Source organism: Nocardia fusca NBRC 14340, from assembly GCF_001618425.1.
GTDB lineage: Bacteria > Actinomycetota > Actinomycetes > Mycobacteriales > Mycobacteriaceae > Nocardia > Nocardia fusca.
Genome location: NZ_BDCU01000052.1, coordinates 36,058 through 51,847, shown reverse-complemented (window position 1 = coordinate 51,847; position 15,790 = coordinate 36,058). Strand labels below are relative to the sequence as shown.

The 15,790-nt window shown below is 66.1% G+C and carries 14 protein-coding genes; 6 read left to right on the top strand and 8 right to left on the bottom strand.

Annotated elements, in window-relative coordinates:
• Window positions 1–14: 14 nt before the first annotated feature.
• The 5 genes from NF4_RS30720 to NF4_RS30700 all read right to left on the bottom strand — a co-directional run bounded on the left by NF4_RS30720 (window position 15) and on the right by NF4_RS30700 (window position 4,428).
• Window positions 15–1,457 (bottom strand): aldehyde dehydrogenase family protein, encoded by a 1,443-nt coding sequence (locus NF4_RS30720; protein ID WP_063130892.1) that lies wholly within the window; start codon window positions 1,455–1,457, stop codon window positions 15–17.
• Window positions 1,454–2,680, bottom strand: a complete 1,227-nt coding sequence (locus NF4_RS30715; RefSeq protein ID WP_063130891.1) for an NAD(P)/FAD-dependent oxidoreductase — start codon at window positions 2,678–2,680, stop codon at window positions 1,454–1,456. Before NF4_RS30715 ends, NF4_RS30720 begins: the two co-directional genes overlap by 4 nt.
• A 4-nt stretch (window positions 2,681–2,684) precedes the next feature.
• Entirely contained in the window at window positions 2,685–3,047 is a 363-nt protein-coding gene (locus NF4_RS30710; RefSeq protein WP_063130890.1) for a Rieske (2Fe-2S) protein, read from the bottom strand.
• Window positions 3,048–3,111: 64 nt separating this feature from the next.
• Complete coding sequence (locus NF4_RS30705; RefSeq protein WP_063130889.1) at window positions 3,112–3,831, bottom strand: iron-containing redox enzyme family protein; 720 nt, start codon at window positions 3,829–3,831, stop codon at window positions 3,112–3,114.
• 135 nt (window positions 3,832–3,966) lie between these two features.
• Window positions 3,967–4,428, bottom strand: a complete 462-nt coding sequence (locus NF4_RS30700) for a GlcG/HbpS family heme-binding protein (RefSeq protein WP_063130888.1) — start codon at window positions 4,426–4,428, stop codon at window positions 3,967–3,969.
• Between the two features lie 180 nt (window positions 4,429–4,608).
• Between NF4_RS30700 and NF4_RS30695 the strand changes: the two genes are divergently transcribed.
• The gene (locus NF4_RS30695; RefSeq protein WP_063130887.1) at window positions 4,609–6,306 is read left to right on the top strand and encodes a PucR family transcriptional regulator; all 1,698 of its coding nucleotides are present in this window, start codon (window positions 4,609–4,611) and stop codon (window positions 6,304–6,306) included.
• On the opposite strand, the gene NF4_RS30690 is transcribed toward NF4_RS30695, so the two are convergent.
• The gene (locus NF4_RS30690) at window positions 6,285–7,694 is read right to left on the bottom strand and encodes an MFS transporter (protein ID WP_063130886.1); all 1,410 of its coding nucleotides are present in this window, start codon (window positions 7,692–7,694) and stop codon (window positions 6,285–6,287) included. The two genes, NF4_RS30695 and NF4_RS30690, sit on opposite strands and share 22 nt — an antisense overlap.
• A 310-nt stretch (window positions 7,695–8,004) precedes the next feature.
• Here NF4_RS30690 and NF4_RS30685 point away from each other — a divergent pair, with 310 nt between their 5' ends.
• Window positions 8,005–9,579, top strand: coding sequence for a hypothetical protein (locus NF4_RS30685; protein ID WP_063130885.1), 1,575 nt, complete (start codon window positions 8,005–8,007; stop codon window positions 9,577–9,579).
• A 522-nt stretch (window positions 9,580–10,101) separates the two neighbouring features.
• On the opposite strand, the gene NF4_RS30680 is transcribed toward NF4_RS30685, so the two are convergent.
• The gene (locus NF4_RS30680; RefSeq protein WP_063130884.1) at window positions 10,102–10,926 is read right to left on the bottom strand and encodes an SAM-dependent methyltransferase; all 825 of its coding nucleotides are present in this window, start codon (window positions 10,924–10,926) and stop codon (window positions 10,102–10,104) included.
• Between the two features lie 649 nt (window positions 10,927–11,575).
• On the opposite strand from NF4_RS30680, the gene NF4_RS30675 reads away from it, so the two are divergent.
• Complete coding sequence (locus NF4_RS30675) at window positions 11,576–11,746, top strand: hypothetical protein (protein ID WP_157120691.1); 171 nt, start codon at window positions 11,576–11,578, stop codon at window positions 11,744–11,746.
• Here the strand turns inward: NF4_RS30675 and NF4_RS30670 are convergent.
• Window positions 11,736–12,368 (bottom strand): TetR/AcrR family transcriptional regulator, encoded by a 633-nt coding sequence (locus NF4_RS30670; RefSeq protein WP_063130882.1) that lies wholly within the window; start codon window positions 12,366–12,368, stop codon window positions 11,736–11,738. The genes NF4_RS30675 and NF4_RS30670 overlap by 11 nt on opposite strands.
• Window positions 12,369–12,443: 75 nt before the next feature.
• On the opposite strand from NF4_RS30670, the gene NF4_RS30665 reads away from it, so the two are divergent.
• From NF4_RS30665 to NF4_RS30655, 3 genes are all read left to right on the top strand, one after another.
• Window positions 12,444–13,331, top strand: a complete 888-nt coding sequence (locus NF4_RS30665; RefSeq protein ID WP_063130881.1) for an alpha/beta hydrolase — start codon at window positions 12,444–12,446, stop codon at window positions 13,329–13,331.
• A 16-nt stretch (window positions 13,332–13,347) separates the two neighbouring features.
• Window positions 13,348–14,910, top strand: a complete 1,563-nt coding sequence (locus NF4_RS30660) for a class I adenylate-forming enzyme family protein (protein ID WP_063130880.1) — start codon at window positions 13,348–13,350, stop codon at window positions 14,908–14,910.
• A 75-nt stretch (window positions 14,911–14,985) separates the two neighbouring features.
• Window positions 14,986–15,621, top strand: a complete 636-nt coding sequence (locus NF4_RS30655) for an SDR family oxidoreductase (protein ID WP_084533681.1) — start codon at window positions 14,986–14,988, stop codon at window positions 15,619–15,621.
• Window positions 15,622–15,790 lie beyond the last annotated feature (169 nt).

Below are 15,790 nucleotides of genomic sequence, written 5' to 3'. Positions count from 1 at the left end.
GTCGGCAGCGCGGCTCAGGCCGAAGTGCTGAGGTAAACGGTTTTTTCGGCCTGGTAGAACCGCATCATCGAATCCCCGGCCTGTTCCTTGTGGTTCTGAGTGCTCGAGGCCTTGTAGCCGCCGAACGGCGCGTTCATGCTCATTCCGGTGGTGGGCTGGTTGATTTTCACGAGCCCCGATTCGGAACGGCCGGCGAACGCGAGCGCCCGCGTCAGGTCGTTGGTCACGATTCCCGCGCTGAGCCCGTATTCCGTGCGGTTGGCGAGCGCGACGGCCTCGTCGAAATCGGAGGCGCGCAGGAACACCAGCAGCGGCCCGAACACTTCTTCGGTGGCCACGCGCATATCCGCCCGGCCGCCGGCGAACACGGTCGGGGCAGCGAAGTATCCCTTGCCGATATCCAGGCTCTCTCCGCCACAGACCAGTTCGGCGCCTTCCGCACGCGCAATCCGCACATAGTCGAGGAATTTGTCCAGTTGCGCCGCACTCGCGAGGGCGCCCATACCCACGGCCGGGTCCGCGCCCGGCCCGACGATGATCTTTTCGGCCAGTTCCACCACCCGACCCAGCAGCCGGTCGTGGATCGTGTCCACCGCGATCACCCGGCTGGTCCCGGTACACGCCTGACCCGACAAACCGAAAGCGCCTTTGACGATCAGCGCGGCGGCGGCGGCGATATCGGCGTCTTCGAGGACGATCACGGGATTCTTACCGCCCATTTCGAGCTGACTGCGCCGCGCCGACCCCACAGCCGCGTGGATCGCCCGGCCCACCGCGGTGGAACCGGTGAATGTCACGGCGTCGACCCGTTCATCCGCGGCGAGTGCGGCACCGGCCCGGCCATTCCCCTGGACCAGCGCGAGAACATCGGCCGGAAGCCCGCCGGCCAGCAATGCCTCGACCAGGCGCTGCGCCAGCAACGGGGTCAGTTCCGACGGTTTGAACACGACGCCATTACCTGCGGCCAGAGCCGGCCCGAGTTTGCGGGAGGGAATGTTCAGCGGAAAGTTCCACGGGGTGATCGCCGCGACGATGCCAACGGGTTCGCGCAGAGTGAGGACCAGCCCCTCCCCCGGGCTCGGAAACGTACTGCCGGTGGTACGTAGCGCCTCACCGGCGTAATAACGCAGGTTCATCGGAGTGCGACCGACTTCCATGGCCGCCTCGGCCCGGGTTTTTCCCTCCTCTCGGACGAGTTCCTCGACCAGTTCGGCCGCCTGCGCTTCGAGGTGCACGGCCGCGGCTTCCAGGATTGCCGCGCGGCGCTCGGGTGGTGTCGCCGCCCACTGCGGTGCGGCGGCGGCGACCGCGCCGACAGCGGCGGCGACATCGTCGGCGGCGGAATCCGGGAACACCCCGATCGCGTCGTCCTGGTCGGCGGGATTGCGCCGCTCGAACGTCGCCCCGGATGACGCTGGAACCCATTGCCCGCCGATCAGGTTGAATCCTTCGATCACGACACCGTCACCTCGTCCATCAGATCGAACAGATCGGTCGATTCGTCGGCCAGCCGGGCCGGCGGGACAGCCCGGCCGATGAGTTCCCGGGCCGCACCGATTTCGCCGCCGCGGTCGCGCGCGAACGCCCCTCGCACGACACCGTTGTCGAGGTAGAAAGCAGTGAACTCGCCGGCGTCGGCGCTGCCTCGGAAAATCAGTTGGCTGTAGCGGGCGGAGCCGGTGAATTGGAGGTTCGCACCGAACTGGTCGGACCAGAACCAGTGCGGGGTATCGACCACACCGGTGCGCCCCAGCATCCGGTTCGCCGTTGCCATCCCCTGTTTGTTCGCATTGTCGAAATGTTCGACACGCAGATGGGTTCCGGCGGCATCGGAGAAGCGGGCTGCCACATCACCGGCCGCGTAGACCTGGGGCAGCGACGTCCGTCCTTGCGCGTCCACCAGGATCCCGCCGTCGACGGCCAGACCGGAGGTGCGGGCGATCTCGGTGTTGGGGACGATCCCGATACCCACCACCGCAATGTCCGCCGCTACGGTTGCGCCGTCGGCGAGAGTGACCACGACCTCGCCTCGCCCGGCCGCCACGCTATCGATGGGCACACCGCAGCGCAGCGTGACTCCGCTCGCTTGCGCTGTGCAAGCACAGATTTCGGCGATCTCGGCACCGAAGATCCGGGCAAGCGGCAAGGGATCCGCTTCCACGACGGTCACTTCCACACCCAGCGTCTGTGCGGTGGAGGCGATCTCGAACCCGATGAGGCCGCCGCCGATCATGACCAGACGCGCGCCGGGATGTAACCGGGTGGCGAGACCTTCGGCGTCGTCGATCGTGCGCAGATAGTGCACACGATCCGGTTCCGGCCCACGTACCGGCAAGGTACGCGGGCGGCCACCCGTCGCCACGAGCACCGCATCCGCCGCGAGCCGGCGTCCGTCGGCCAATTCGACCGATCCGGTACCCGCGTCGATCCGGGTCGCCGCCGCGCCGGTGAGCAATTCGACGGACTGTTCTTCCCGCCATTGCTCCGGCAGGAGGAGCAGCGAGTCACGATCCTGCTGCCCCGCCAGGAATTCCTTCGACAGCGGCGGGCGCTGATAGGGCGGATGAGGTTCGTCGCCCACCAGCAGGATCCGGCCCTCGAAACCGCGCCGCCGCAGCGTACGCGCGGCGACGGCGGCGGTCTGGCCGGCACCGACGGTAACGATGGTGTCGAGCGTCATGATGTCATCCGTTCTCTCGGTCGGATGCGGTCACCGCAGTCCCGGCGTAGTCGGGGGCGTGCGTGAGATCCACGTAGATCACCTCGTCTTCCACCTTCACTGCATAGGTCGGCTGGCACCGGTCCTGATCGCGCTCGTATCCGGTGTCCAGGTCGAATGCCCACTGATGGCCCGGACAGATGACCCGGCCGTGCAGGAGGGTGCCTTTCGCGAGGGACCGGTCCTGGTGGATACACAAATCGCGAAAGGCGTAGAAACGATCGCCGGCCCGGAACAACGCGATCGCGGTGTCACCGACTTCGACCCGGAGCTTGCGGTGGCGGCCGAGCTCACGCACGGTCGTCAACGGGGTCCAGTTCGTATCCATCGTCTCTCCTGTCGGATGGGCCCGGAGCCGGAGGGGTCCATGACCGGGCCCCTCCGGTCGCGGATCAGGCGTTTGCGAGCTCGCGGTCGGGGGCCACGTAGGTGTCGTAGAGACCCTTCGTATACGCGAAGCGCATTTCGGCGCCCCAGCGGACGAGTTGCAGACACCGCTGCTGCAGTTGCGGGGTATCCGCATGGTCGAGCACGATCTGGTATCCGCGTTCGCCGTGGACGACATCGGAGGTGATGTGCAGATCGAAGAATTCGATCTCGTCCTCGGTGAACCCGTATACCTCGCGCAGCGGAACAATCTGTTTCTTGTAGATGCTCGGCACCTGCGATTCGAGTCCGACCACAAGCGCCGCGGTGGCCACGACGAAATGCTCACGCTGTGATACCGCATAGCACCAGGACTGCAGCCCGCGGGTGATCGCATTCATATTGTTCGGATCCTCGACCCGTTCCCTGGTGGTACCGCACGCTTCGGCGAATTTGATGAGCAGGTCGGTGTGCCGGATATCGGCAAGTTCTTCCTCGTACATGTTCTGCAGCGTGAAATCCTTGGCGCCGGTGTAGGCGTCGGGTGTGTTCGCGTAGATGTTCGCCAGATAGTCGGCGAAAGGCCCGACGTAGTGATAGTGGTTTTCCGCCCACCGCGCGAAATGATGCTTCTCCAGTTTGCCTTCGGCCCACGCTTTGCTGAAGGACGCGTTCTTCGCCTCGCGGCCCTTGATGGCGTTCTCCAGAGCGGTGCGGAATTCTTCCCGGCCCAACAGTTCGGTCATGATATGCCTCGTATTCCTGAAATGAGAACGGATCGGCTGCTCCGAGTGGAGTCGATTCGACGTTATCGGCCCGCCTGCGTCACCGCCATGGTCGAAATGACTGTCCCGGAACGCTTTCCGGTGTGCACTGTGCCTTCAGTCCGCTAGGTGCCCGGAGTACGCGGCGGTACGGGTCTCGAATTCCGCCAGCATCGCCGCCCCGACCGCTTTGTCCTGCTTACCGTTTCCGCCGCTGATACCGATACCGCCGACGATCTGCCCGTCGAATTCGAGGGGAAAACCACCGACGAAGACCGCGAATTTCCCCGGCAGCATATGACTGATTCCGAACGCCTCGTTTCCGGGCAGCGCGGGCCCGCCCGGCGGCTCGTTGAACAGGTGCGTGGCCCGTTCGTGGCCGGCGGCGGTGAACGCTTTGGCGATCGCGATGTCGACACCGGTCAGGCGGGCGCCGGGGAGTCGGTGCAGGGCCACGACGTTGCCGCCGTCGTCGCAGACACACAGGGTCTGCCGGACACCGATTTCGGCCGCCTTCGCGCGTCCGGCGGCCAGCAGGGGCAGCGCGTCGTCGAGAGTGATCCGATGAACCTGGTGCATTGTTCTTCTCCGTTGCGTGCCGAGCGGACGTGATGCACCGGTTTCTATCACCGCTCGAGCCAGCCGGACCATGGTCACATTGCACGGCAGCCAGGCCGAAATCAGGGCATAGTGCATGGGTGACGTCGGCATGCACCCGGCGATAATGCGATTTCGGATGCCACCCGAGGAGGGCTCCACATGGACGACATCCCACCACCGGATCCCGACGACCACCGGCTGTCGTTACGCGGCCTCCTGGAAGAACCCCTGCTCGCTTCCGCTCGGATACTCTCCGGCACCGGCCCGGACACCGCGGCGGGACCGGTGAGCTGGTGCCTGCCGTGGGGCGAGGTGATGAGCCGGCCCGACTCCCTCGCGGGGGCCGCGGTCTACACCCGGCCGGAGACCCTGCCCGCACCCGGCCGGGAACTCGCCTCGCTGGTCGCACGGGGCGCCCGTGTCCTGATCGTCGACGGATCCGCGCCGACCGGGATGGTCTGGCCGGACGGGCTCACGGTTGTCGAGCTGAGCTTTCCCGTCGGTTTCACCGCACTCAACAGGCTCCTCGCCGAACGCACACTGACCCAGGAAGCGCATGTGATGCGCTACGCGCTCACCGTGCACCAGTCACTCGCCGGGCTGCTGCACCGCGGCGCGGGCCTGCCGATGCTGATCCGCGAGGTCGCCGTGCTGACCGGGCATATCGCACTCGCCCTGGACAACCGGGGACGGCTGCTCGCCCATGCCGGAGCCCTGGATGCCGATACTGCGGGCAGTACCGCAGTACTGGAAGCTCTCGCGAAGGTTCTGCCGAACCTGGAGGACGCGCCACCGGCCGCCGCCCACACCGTGAATATGTACCGCCTGCAGCATCCGGACGTACAGTTCGCACCGGCCACCGCCGTGGCCGGGATCATGCGACTGGCCGGGCGCTGCGAGGGCTGGGTAGTGGTTGTCGTACCCGGCACCGAGCCACGCCGGCACGATATCGCGCAGTACCGGGTGGTCGTGGAACAGGCCGGCACGATCATCGGCACCGAAATGCTGCGGCAGCGCAGCGTGGACGAGGCCGAAGAGCGGGCCCGCGGTGACTTCGTCCAGGCGCTGGTGCACGGCAACTTCGCCAACGATCTCGACCTGCGCACCCGGGCCGCGCTGCACGAAATCGACCTGGATCTGCACTACATCGTCTTCGTCGCCCCGGGGCTGGTGGACCGGGCGGCCGGACAGCCGGGCGCGAGTATGGTTCGGCTGGCCCGGTACGCCGCCGATGTGCTGCCCCGCCCCGGCATCCGGTCGCATGTCACGGTGATCGGCGATGTGCTCGTGGTGATCCGGTCGCTGAGTGGCGCCGGCTCACCCGGCGTCGACAGCGAGATCGAGGAGTACGCGCATGCCATGTCGCTCGACCTCGAAACTCGGTTGGAGCAGCGGATTCCGGTAGCCCACGGACGTCCCGCCGCCGGCGCCCGCAAGATCGGCGAGAGTTACCGCGAGGCCCGGATCACCCTGGGTATCGCGCAGCGACTCGGACTGTCCGGCTCGGTGGCCTACAACGACCTGCGCGCGTTCGGGGTGCTCGCCCGTGCGGCCGATACCGAGGAGAGCCGACGGCTCGTCCGCGATGTTCTGGGACCTCTCCGCGCACCGGGTTCACCGGCCGGCAGCGAGGCACTCCTGTTCACCTACCTGGAAGAAGGCGGCAATATCAACGCGGCCGCGCGCCGGCTGCGGCTGCATCGGAACACAATGATCGCCAAGCTCGACCGCATCTCCCGGCTCCTGGGCATGCCGTTGCGGGAACCGGAGAACCAGTTCACCCTGTGGCTGGCACTGCGCCTCGACCTGCTCTCCCAGGTGCAAGGCACCGTGGATCACGAGATCGTGCCGCGGTAGCCGGCCACTCGCCTTTCCGGGTCCGCGCCGGCGAACGTACCCGCCAAACCGGCGAGCACCACCACCGCAGCGACGGTGAACAGCAATCCGTACGGGTCGGCCGACAGATTCGCCGCGATCCCCACCCAGGCGGCACCCACCGCCGAACCGCCGAAGCGGATGAGATTGAACAGACCCAGCCCCGTACCCAACGCCCCGGCGGGCGAGCGCGTCGAACCGGCCGCGGCCGGTGTCTGCACCATCCCGGTTCCCAGGCCCGCGCCGACCAGCACCGCGCCGAGGGCGAGCGGGTGGACGACACCGGCGGACAGCGTGATCGCCAGTGCCGCTTGGGCGGCGATCAGGACCAGCAGACCGGCCCGCATCACCAGCCGGGCACCGATCCGGTCCACCAGACCTCCGACGACGGGGGCGACACAGGTCATGACGACCGGCAGCACGAACAGCATCAGCCCGGCCTGCGTGGTCGAACTGCCGGATCCGGTCAGATACAGCGGGAGCGCGAGGAGCACCGCGCCGAGCGCGAACATCTGTGTGAAGGCGGCGAACGCACTACGCAGGAACCGGGATTCGAGCACCAGGCCGATCTGCACGAACGGGTTCGATACCCGCCGGCAATGCACGACGAACACCGCGGTGACCACGAAACCGGCACCGAGCGCGGCGAGACTTACCCAGGTGGGCAGACTGTCCTGGGAGACAGTGGCGATACCGAGAATCAGCAGGACGGCACCGAATGTCACGGTGAACGCTCCGACGGTATCCAGCGGCATGGACCGGCCGGGGTAGCGGGGAATGTACCGGAGGGTGGCGGCGAAGCCGATCAGCGCCACCGGCACCAGCGGTACGAAGGCCCACCGCCAGCCCCACCAATCACTGACGATCCCGCCCATGGACGGGCCCACCGCCTGACCGATCCCGTTCACGGCCGCCCACGCGCCGACAGCGCGTGCCCGCCGCGCCGGACCGAACAGCCACGCGATCAACCCCATCACCGCCGGCGCGAACGCGGCGGCGGCAACCCCGCCCAGCGAGCGCCAGAGCACCAGGACTGGCAGCGACGGCGCGAGCGCGGCACCGAGCGCGCAGACAGCGGTGCCGAGCAGAGCGGCGCAGTACACCCGCCGGCGGCCGAAACGATCCCCGATCCACCCGGCCATCGGCATGGCTGCCGCGAAGGTCAGCAGGAACCCCACCACGACGTAGATCCCGCTGCCCAGCCCGGCATCGAAATCGGTGAGGATCGCCTGCAACGGGACATTGACGATGTTGTTGCCAACAGTGCCGACGAATGTTCCGGCGAGCAGGGCCGCCAGCGCGACCGGGGTACCCGGCCCGTGCTCGTCCACCGCGGTTCCGCTGCCGGCCCGGTCGATCACCGTCTTCATTCAACCCACTTCCCTCCGAGTGTCCGTCGCCGGCGATACCGTTACCGAACCCTGATGGGCCGCTCACCGTTCCGGTAAGGCAAGCCTTGTTATCAGCACAGGATCGGCGCGCAGTGGTTTCCGCCGGGCATTTTCTTTACGCCCGGGTGACAACTCGAAATATCGCCGAAAGATGCCGGGCACACTGCACGGATAATCTGACCCCCGATGTGCAAAGTGGACATTGACCCTGGTAAACCGCCCTGCCCACTATGTCTGGACTGTGACCGGTCGCACTGGTCCCGAGTAACTATCTCGAAGGGGCGCATTCGTGAATGTCAGTCTCAACGCCGCACATTGGGTCTATCTCGGGGGGATCGTGGTCATCCTCGCGACCATGCTCATGCGGAAGAACATCGTCGTCCCCGCCGTCATCAGTACCTTTCTCACTGCTTTCGTATTCTCGGACAGCTTCGCCACCGGACTCGCCTCGATCTTCAACGCAAGCCTCGTCGCCGCCCGCGAATTGTTCAACATCTTCCTCATCATCGCCTTGGTGACGGCAATGCTCGGTGCCCTGCGGCAGATGGGTGCCGATCGGTTGATGGTCGCCCCGTTCCGGCGCGTTATGCGTGGCGCCACCAGCAGTTTTCTCGTACTCGCGCTCGTCACCTATGCGATCTCGTTGTTCTTCTGGCCCACCCCGGCCGTGCCCCTCATCGGAGCCGTTCTCATACCGGTCGCCATTCGCGCCGGATTGCCGCCCATGGCGGTTGGTATGGCGATCGCGATCTGTGGGCAGGGCATGGCACTGTCCTCGGATTACATCATCAAGGTCGCTCCGGGATTATCGGCGAAGTCGGCCGGGGTGGATCCGGATGTCGTCGCGGACCGTGCACTGGTGATGTCGCTGATCGTCGGTGTGATCGCACTGTTCGCCGCCTACCTCACCCAGCGACGGCATATGCGCCGCCCGGCACCGGAACTGCTCACCGACTGGGAGTCGCGCGCGAAGACCGGCTTCGGGCCGCCCACCGGCGCTGCGGCCGAGGATAGTTCGGCCACACCGGATGACGCTCGCCGTGAAGCGCCCCTTTCCGGCGGGTCCGGCGCCGCCGCGACCGCAGCGTCGACGGCGCTGCTCACCGAACCGGTGACCACCTCGGCACGGCAGGTCATCGACGATACATTCAAGAGCATTCGAGCGGCGAAGACCTTCGCGGTCCTCGTACCCGTCGCGTATGTGGTGTTCATCGGCTACCTGCTGATCGGGAAATTCACCGATCTGGTGCCGGCCCTGGAAGGCGGCGACGCGGCGGCCATGGTCGGCGGTATCGCCGCCCTCATCCTTTTCGCCGCGGCCGCGACCAACGACAAACAAGGTTTTCTCGAAACAACGTCGGAGCACTTGATCGACGGCCTGGTCTTCGCGTTCAAGGCCATGGGCATCGTCATCCCGATTGCCGGTTTCTTCTTCATCGGCAACGGCGACTTCGCCGCCACCATTCTCGGACTCCCACCCGAAACCGCCGGTCCGACATTGCTGTTCGATCTCGTGAACGCGGCACAATCCCATCTACCGCAGAACGCTTTCGTCAGCTCGTTCGGAATTCTCGCCATCGGAATCATCGCCGGACTCGAGGGCTCCGGCTTCAGCGGGTTGCCACTGACCGGTTCCCTCTCCGGCGCGCTCGGGCCGGCGGTGGGAATGGACCCCGCCACCTTGGCCGCGATAGGCCAGATGGGCAATATCTGGTCCGGCGGCGGCACATTCGTGGCCTGGTCGTCACTGATCGCGGTGGCCGGTTTCGCCCGGGTGCCCGTCCTCGAACTGGCACGCCGGTGTTTCCTGCCCGTGATCACCGGACTCGTCATCTCCACAGCACTGTCTGTGCTCATATTTTGACCGGACCGCCTCGGCAATACCCGCTCGCTTCACCCCTCGCGGCGGAACTCGCCCGGCCACTTCTCGTGCGGAATACGGGCGATCTCGAGTACCTCGCCGATCGTCGACCATCCGTTGCTGCCCGGCGCGGGCGAGCGGGCGCAGTCGCTCGATCGCGGGCAAATTGTTGCCGCGGGCGTCGGTGTGCAGAACGCCGGTATCGATCGCCGCGTGCCGGACCCGGCCGATCGTCCGGCTGCGAGTCGGTTGCGCCCGACGGCAGCACGACACACCGAGCCCTGGCAGCACTACGACCTCGGCCACGGCTACTGCACCTACACCTTCTTCGAACAATGCCCGCACCGCATGGGCTGCGCACGCTGCGACTTCTACACCCCCAAGAACTCCAGCAAGGGCCAGCTGCTGGAGGCGAAGGAGAACCTGCAGAAGATGCTCGCGCGCATCCCCCTCACCGACGACGAACGCGCTGCCGTCGACGACGGCCAGGCCGCCCTCGACCAGCTCCTGGAGCGACTCACCGAACTATGGTTTGCGGGCCAGTGCGCAGGAGATGAGTTGTTCCCAGACACTCGGGTCGCGGTACTCGACTCCGATCGCGGTCACACCCTCGGCCGGCGATGGCGGTCGCCATTGCGAGCAGTAAGCCAGACCCGGCGACAGTATTTCGAGGCCGTCGCCGAACAGGGCGAGGATTTCGGTATCGGTGCGCCAGCGGCCGCGGCCGAAGGTCTCCTGGAGTTTCTGCTCGGCGACCCGGGTTTCGGCGTTGTTGCCGGAACGGAAGTGAGAGATATAGATCTGACTGCTCGAAGGCAGCCGATCGACCCACCAGCGCACCAGATCACCTGGGTGTTCGTCGTCGTTGAGGTGGTGCAGGATCGCACTGAATATCAGGCCGATCGGTTCGCTGAAATCGATCAGCCGTTGCACGGCCGGGGATTGCAGGATCTGCTCCGGGTTGCGCAGGTCGGCCTGGACAACGGCGGTGCGCTCGTCGGTTTCGAGCAGGGCGCGGCCGTGCGCGAGGACGATCGGGTCGTTGTCGACATAGATCACGCGCGCGTCGGGATTGTGACGTTGGGCGACCTGGTGGACATTGTCGGCAGTCGGTAACCCGCTGCCTATGTCGATGAACTGGCCGATACCGTCGTCAGCGATATCGCCGATGGCGCGGATGAGCGCTTGCCGGTTGGTGTGGGCGATGGTGACCGAGCCGGGCAGGTCGTGGGTGAAGTAGGAGCCTATCTTGCGGTCGGCTTCGTAGTGGTCCTGCCCGCCGAGGAGGTAATCGTAGACACGCGCGATACTCGGCTTCGAGGGATCCACACCTACGATATCGTCAGCCATATCCGAATGCCCTTACCGTCCTGCGAGAACACTGTCGACCATGATCGTAGAGGACTCCAGGCGCGGGGTTACCGACTTCCCTCGATTCATAAGATAGCCTGCAGCAGGAGACTATCCGCAGACATGGAGGCCCGCGCTCGTCTCGTAGCCACAAGGGCCCCGGCCGGCGAAGAGCTGACTGTCCAGGCCGGGATGGGGCGCTCGGGTGGCCACCTCGAGGGAGTCCAGGCACCTGTAGTGGTGAGCCGGGTCGAGTTGAGGCGAGGGGTCCGGACCCGGCGATCTGAACGATGGCAGCAGGCACGCTCACGGCTCTCGTGGTCCCGTGTTGCCAGGCTGCATGGTTCGCAGTGCTCTCGGCGAGGCGGGTTTCGCGGCGGTGGCGGCCCGATCCGGTGATAGCAACGGCGGTGCGATCACGAGCGAACGACCCTGCGGCACACCGCGCTCCCGAAAGAAGTCGCACACCCCGCGAAGTCGACCTGAGCCATGATCTCGGTCAGCTCGGCAGAACCGGGCGCCACGGCGTTTCGTCGTTCGTGATTCTCCCGTTCCTCCGACGCGGAGTAACCCGCCGCCCCGGGCCCTCGAGCCCGTCGCGCCGGAGACCACCGAGCTGAATCGAGGCAACCACGTGCTGAGTTATGACGTGAGTGCGCGTTCGAGCGCGGCACCCTCGACGATCCAGCGGCAGGGATTGGTAGAGAAACCGGGGGCGTGGTCGCTGTGCAAGGGGAGGCGCCAGAACGGCATCGAGATCGTGGACCTCGTCCTGGACCGGGATGCCGCAACCTCGGCGGGCGCGATGCCTACGCCCTGAGTCCTGTCAGGATTATGCGTACCCCGGAGCGGAATTCGGCTGTTGGGTCGCTCGAGGCGGCGGCGTGCGCGATCTCGATGAGCTTGGGGAACTGCTCGGACGGCAAGGCTGCGATCCGGTCGGTGATCGTCGTGAGGTCCTCATCGCGCGCCACAGATAGGGGGCCTACGAGTTCGGCTTGCGCGTATCCGGTGATGAAGCCGGACACTGCGCGGAACGCCACCAGCAATTCAGTCCCTGATCTACCGCTACGCGCGAGCGCCTGCAATAGGGCTTCGGTCGGCCGGAGTGTCGCCAGGTCGAGGCTGCGCCGGGTGAGAATCAGTGGGATCGCGTGGGGATGTGCGCGCACGGCGCGCCACATTCCCTCGGCGACGGCGAGCACCTCGTCGTCCCAGTCGATGGACGGCGCGGAGTCCCAGCGTACTTCGGCCATCACGGCCTCGGTGACGAGCTGCTCCAGGCCCTCACGTCCATCGACGTAGTTGTAGATCGTCATCGGACCGGTGCCCAGCACCGACGCGAGACTGCGCATGGTCAAGCCGGCCAGGCCTTGGTCGTCGACCAAGGCCAGTGCGGCAACCTGCAGCTGCTCACGCGTGAATTTTCTGGGCGCGGGCATACTCCTCCTTGATTAAGTACAAGGTACGTGTTTAACTGAGCTCGTTCACGTACAACGTACCCGTATCGAGGTGTCATGACCATTCGCACTACCTTCACTTCCGGCCGCGACCAGTGCGCGGCGTGGTTGACCCTGCCGGAGGGCCCAGGTCCGCATCCGGTTGTGGTGCTCGTCCACGGCGGTGGCGCAACCCACGAGATGATGCTCGCCCAGTACGAGAAGTGGTTCTCCGAAGCGGGTCTCGCCGTGGTGGCCTTCGACTTCCGCCACCTCGGAGAATCCGGTGGCCAGCCGCGCCAGCTGGTGAGTCAGCGCCGTTATGCCGAGGATGTCGACGCCGCCCTGGCCTTCGCCCGCTCCCGCCCGGAATTGGACGCACACCGGATCGCGCTGTGGGGCACCTCATTCGGCGCCAGCCACGTCCTGGCGGCAGCCGCCCGCCACGATGACCTTCGCGCCGCGGTGGTTCAGTGTCCGGTCTTCAGCGGGCGTGCCGTCGTGTCACGAGCGGGGGTACGGCATCTGCTGCGGTTCACGGTTCCGATCGTTTCCGACCTGGTCCGCGCCGCTCTCGGTCGGCCGCGCCGTTACGTCCCATTGGTCGGAAAGCCCGGGGACCTGGCGTTCGTGAACCAGCCCGGCGCCCTCGAAGGGTGGCAGTCGGTGACACCACCTGGTTACCGCTTCGATAACCGGATCACGGCGGCCTCGGGACTGGGCATGTTGTTCTACAACGCCGCGTCCTCCGCACCACGTGTGCGCTGCCCACTGATGGTGTCCGCCTGCGAGCAAGAAAATCTGATCGACCCCGCCATCGCGGGGCGGGTGGCCGCCACCGCACCAGGGGCCATCCTGAAACACTACGACGCCGACCACTTCACGGTCTACCATCCGCCGGCCGTCGAGCAGATCGTTGCAGATCAGATCGACTTTCTGACCACACATCTCGCGTCGAACGCGTAACGAGAGGAGTACTGCCGTGGAGCGTATTCACGATGTCCTCCACAGGGCGGCGACCACTGCCGCCGACACTGTGGGCTGGATAGTGGACGACCGGAAAATCCGGTTCGCCGAGATGGATGCATGGTCGGACCGGGTCGCCGGCGGATTGCTGCGGCTGGGCATCCGGCGAGGTGATCGCATCGCCGTCAACGGGCCCAACACACCCGACTGGCTCGCTGTGTACTTCGGGGCGGCCAAGATCGGCGCGGTGGTGGTCGGGCTCAGTGTCCGATACCGGGAAAACGAGTTCGCCCGTATCCTCAGCGATTCCGGGACGCGTGTGGTGGTCACCGTGCCGTCCAGCGAGGACATCGACTTTCTGGGCATGCTGGCCGGCCTGCGAAATCGTCTTCCACAGCTGGAAGCCGTGGTGACCTTCGGCGCGGGCGGCGACCACCTGCTCGATGAGCTTTGGTCCACGCCGGCGGACACCGTGCTGCTCGCCGAAGCCAAGGATGCGGTCCGCGAAGACGATCCGGTCATGATCATCTATACGTCCGGGACAACCGGGCGGCCCAAAGGAGCAGTTCTGACGCATGGCGGCCAGCTCGCGGCCGCTACCGCGCAAGCGGGGCATATGCGGCTCGGCCCTGGCGACACGCTACCGGTCGCCGTACCGCTCAACCACGTCAGCGGCATCACCTGTTGCGTACTCGCCGCGCTGGTCACCTGCGCCCGCACTGTGCTGCTGCCGACCTTCGAGGCCGCAGCCGCCGCCGACCTGTTCCACACAACTGACCTCACGATCTGGGTCGGAGTACCAACCATGCACACACTGCTACTCAACCAATCCCGGTTCACCACCGTCGACACCGCTGCGGTCCGGCTCGTGGTCACCGGCGGCGCCAACGCGGAACCAGCCTTGCTGGAACGTTTGACCAGCTCCTTTCCGAACGCCACCGTGATGAACCTCTACGGGCTCAGTGAGTCCTCGGGTGCAGTCGTGATGACCCCCTGGGGCGCCGACACAGAAACGACCGTGCGCGCGATCGGTCGGCCGCTTCCGACCGTGCAGATCAAGATCGCCGATGCAGACGGGACCGAAGTCGCCGTCGGCGAAACCGGCGAACTCCTGATCCGAACCCCTTCGGTCATGGCGGGCTACCACAACATGCCCGCGGAAACGGCCGACGCCATCAGTGTCGACGGCTGGCTGCGCACCGGCGACATCGCCTGGACCGATAACGACGGCTTCATCACCCTGCACGGCCGGGCCAAGGACATGTTCGTCCAAGGTGGATACAACATCTACCCGATCGAAGTCGAGAACGTACTGGCGGAGCACCCCCAGGTCCTCATGGCGGCCGGCATCGGCGTACCCGATCCGGTGCTCGGCGAGATCGGCCGCTACTACGTTGTCCTCACACCAGACGCTCAGCTCGCCGAAGGCGACCTCGAGCATTTCTGCGCCGACAAAATCGCGGATTACAAGGTTCCCAAAGAAATCATCATCAGGCCGAACTTGCCCTTGACTCCGTCCGGCAAGGTGCACAAGGCCGCGCTTCGCAACGAATCAGCACAACCAGGCGCCCCGGGCTAACCGGTCCACTACGGCGGCAGATGTTGCCGCTGCCCCCAATCGGCGGCACCCACGGTCGGCCCCATAGGTGGCGACATGCCACGCGGACACGCAGCCGCTGACGTGCGTGACCCCGAGGCCACGAGGCCACGAGGCCACGAGGCAACGAACGCGGTACTACACAGCGTTCACGCCGCATTCGGCGACATCGATGTGCTTGTGTCCGGCGCAGCCGGGAACTTTCCGGCCGCGGCCAGGGACATGTCTCTCAATGGGTTCCGCTCGGTGGTCGACATCGACCCGCTGGGCACCTACCACGTACTACGGAGTGCATATCCACTCTTGCGTCGTCCGGGCGCGCTGGTCATCAACGTCTCTGCACCCCAGGCCTTCCTGCCTATGGCGATGCAGTCTCATGTGTGCGCGGCCAGGGCGGGTGCCGACATGCTCACCCGCGTACTGGCCCTGGAATGGGGCGCCAGCGGCGTCAGGGTCAATTCGGTGGTTCCCGGCGCGGTCGAAGGAACCGAAGGTATGGATCGTCTCGCCCCAACCCAGGAGGCAAGAGACATCTTCACCAGTGCCGTGCCGATCGGCCGGTGGGGCACACCACGCGACCTCGCCGGAGCTTGCCTGTTTTTGGCCTCGCCGCCCGCCGACTACATCACCGGCGTCGTCCTACCAGTGGACGGCGGCATGGCGCTCGGACCTCGCTCACTTCGCTCGAGGTGAGCCACGTCTGCTGCGTAAGCCACGTCTGCTGCTCGTTCCGTGCGAACGCGATGCTCGGGGCCGCAGCCAGAACCGGCCTACCTGGATCCGGCGTCCGGGCGGGTGGCGGTGTCCGGCTCGGGCACCGCGGTAAGGAACACCGGTTGCGGAGCATCGGCCGATATCGAGT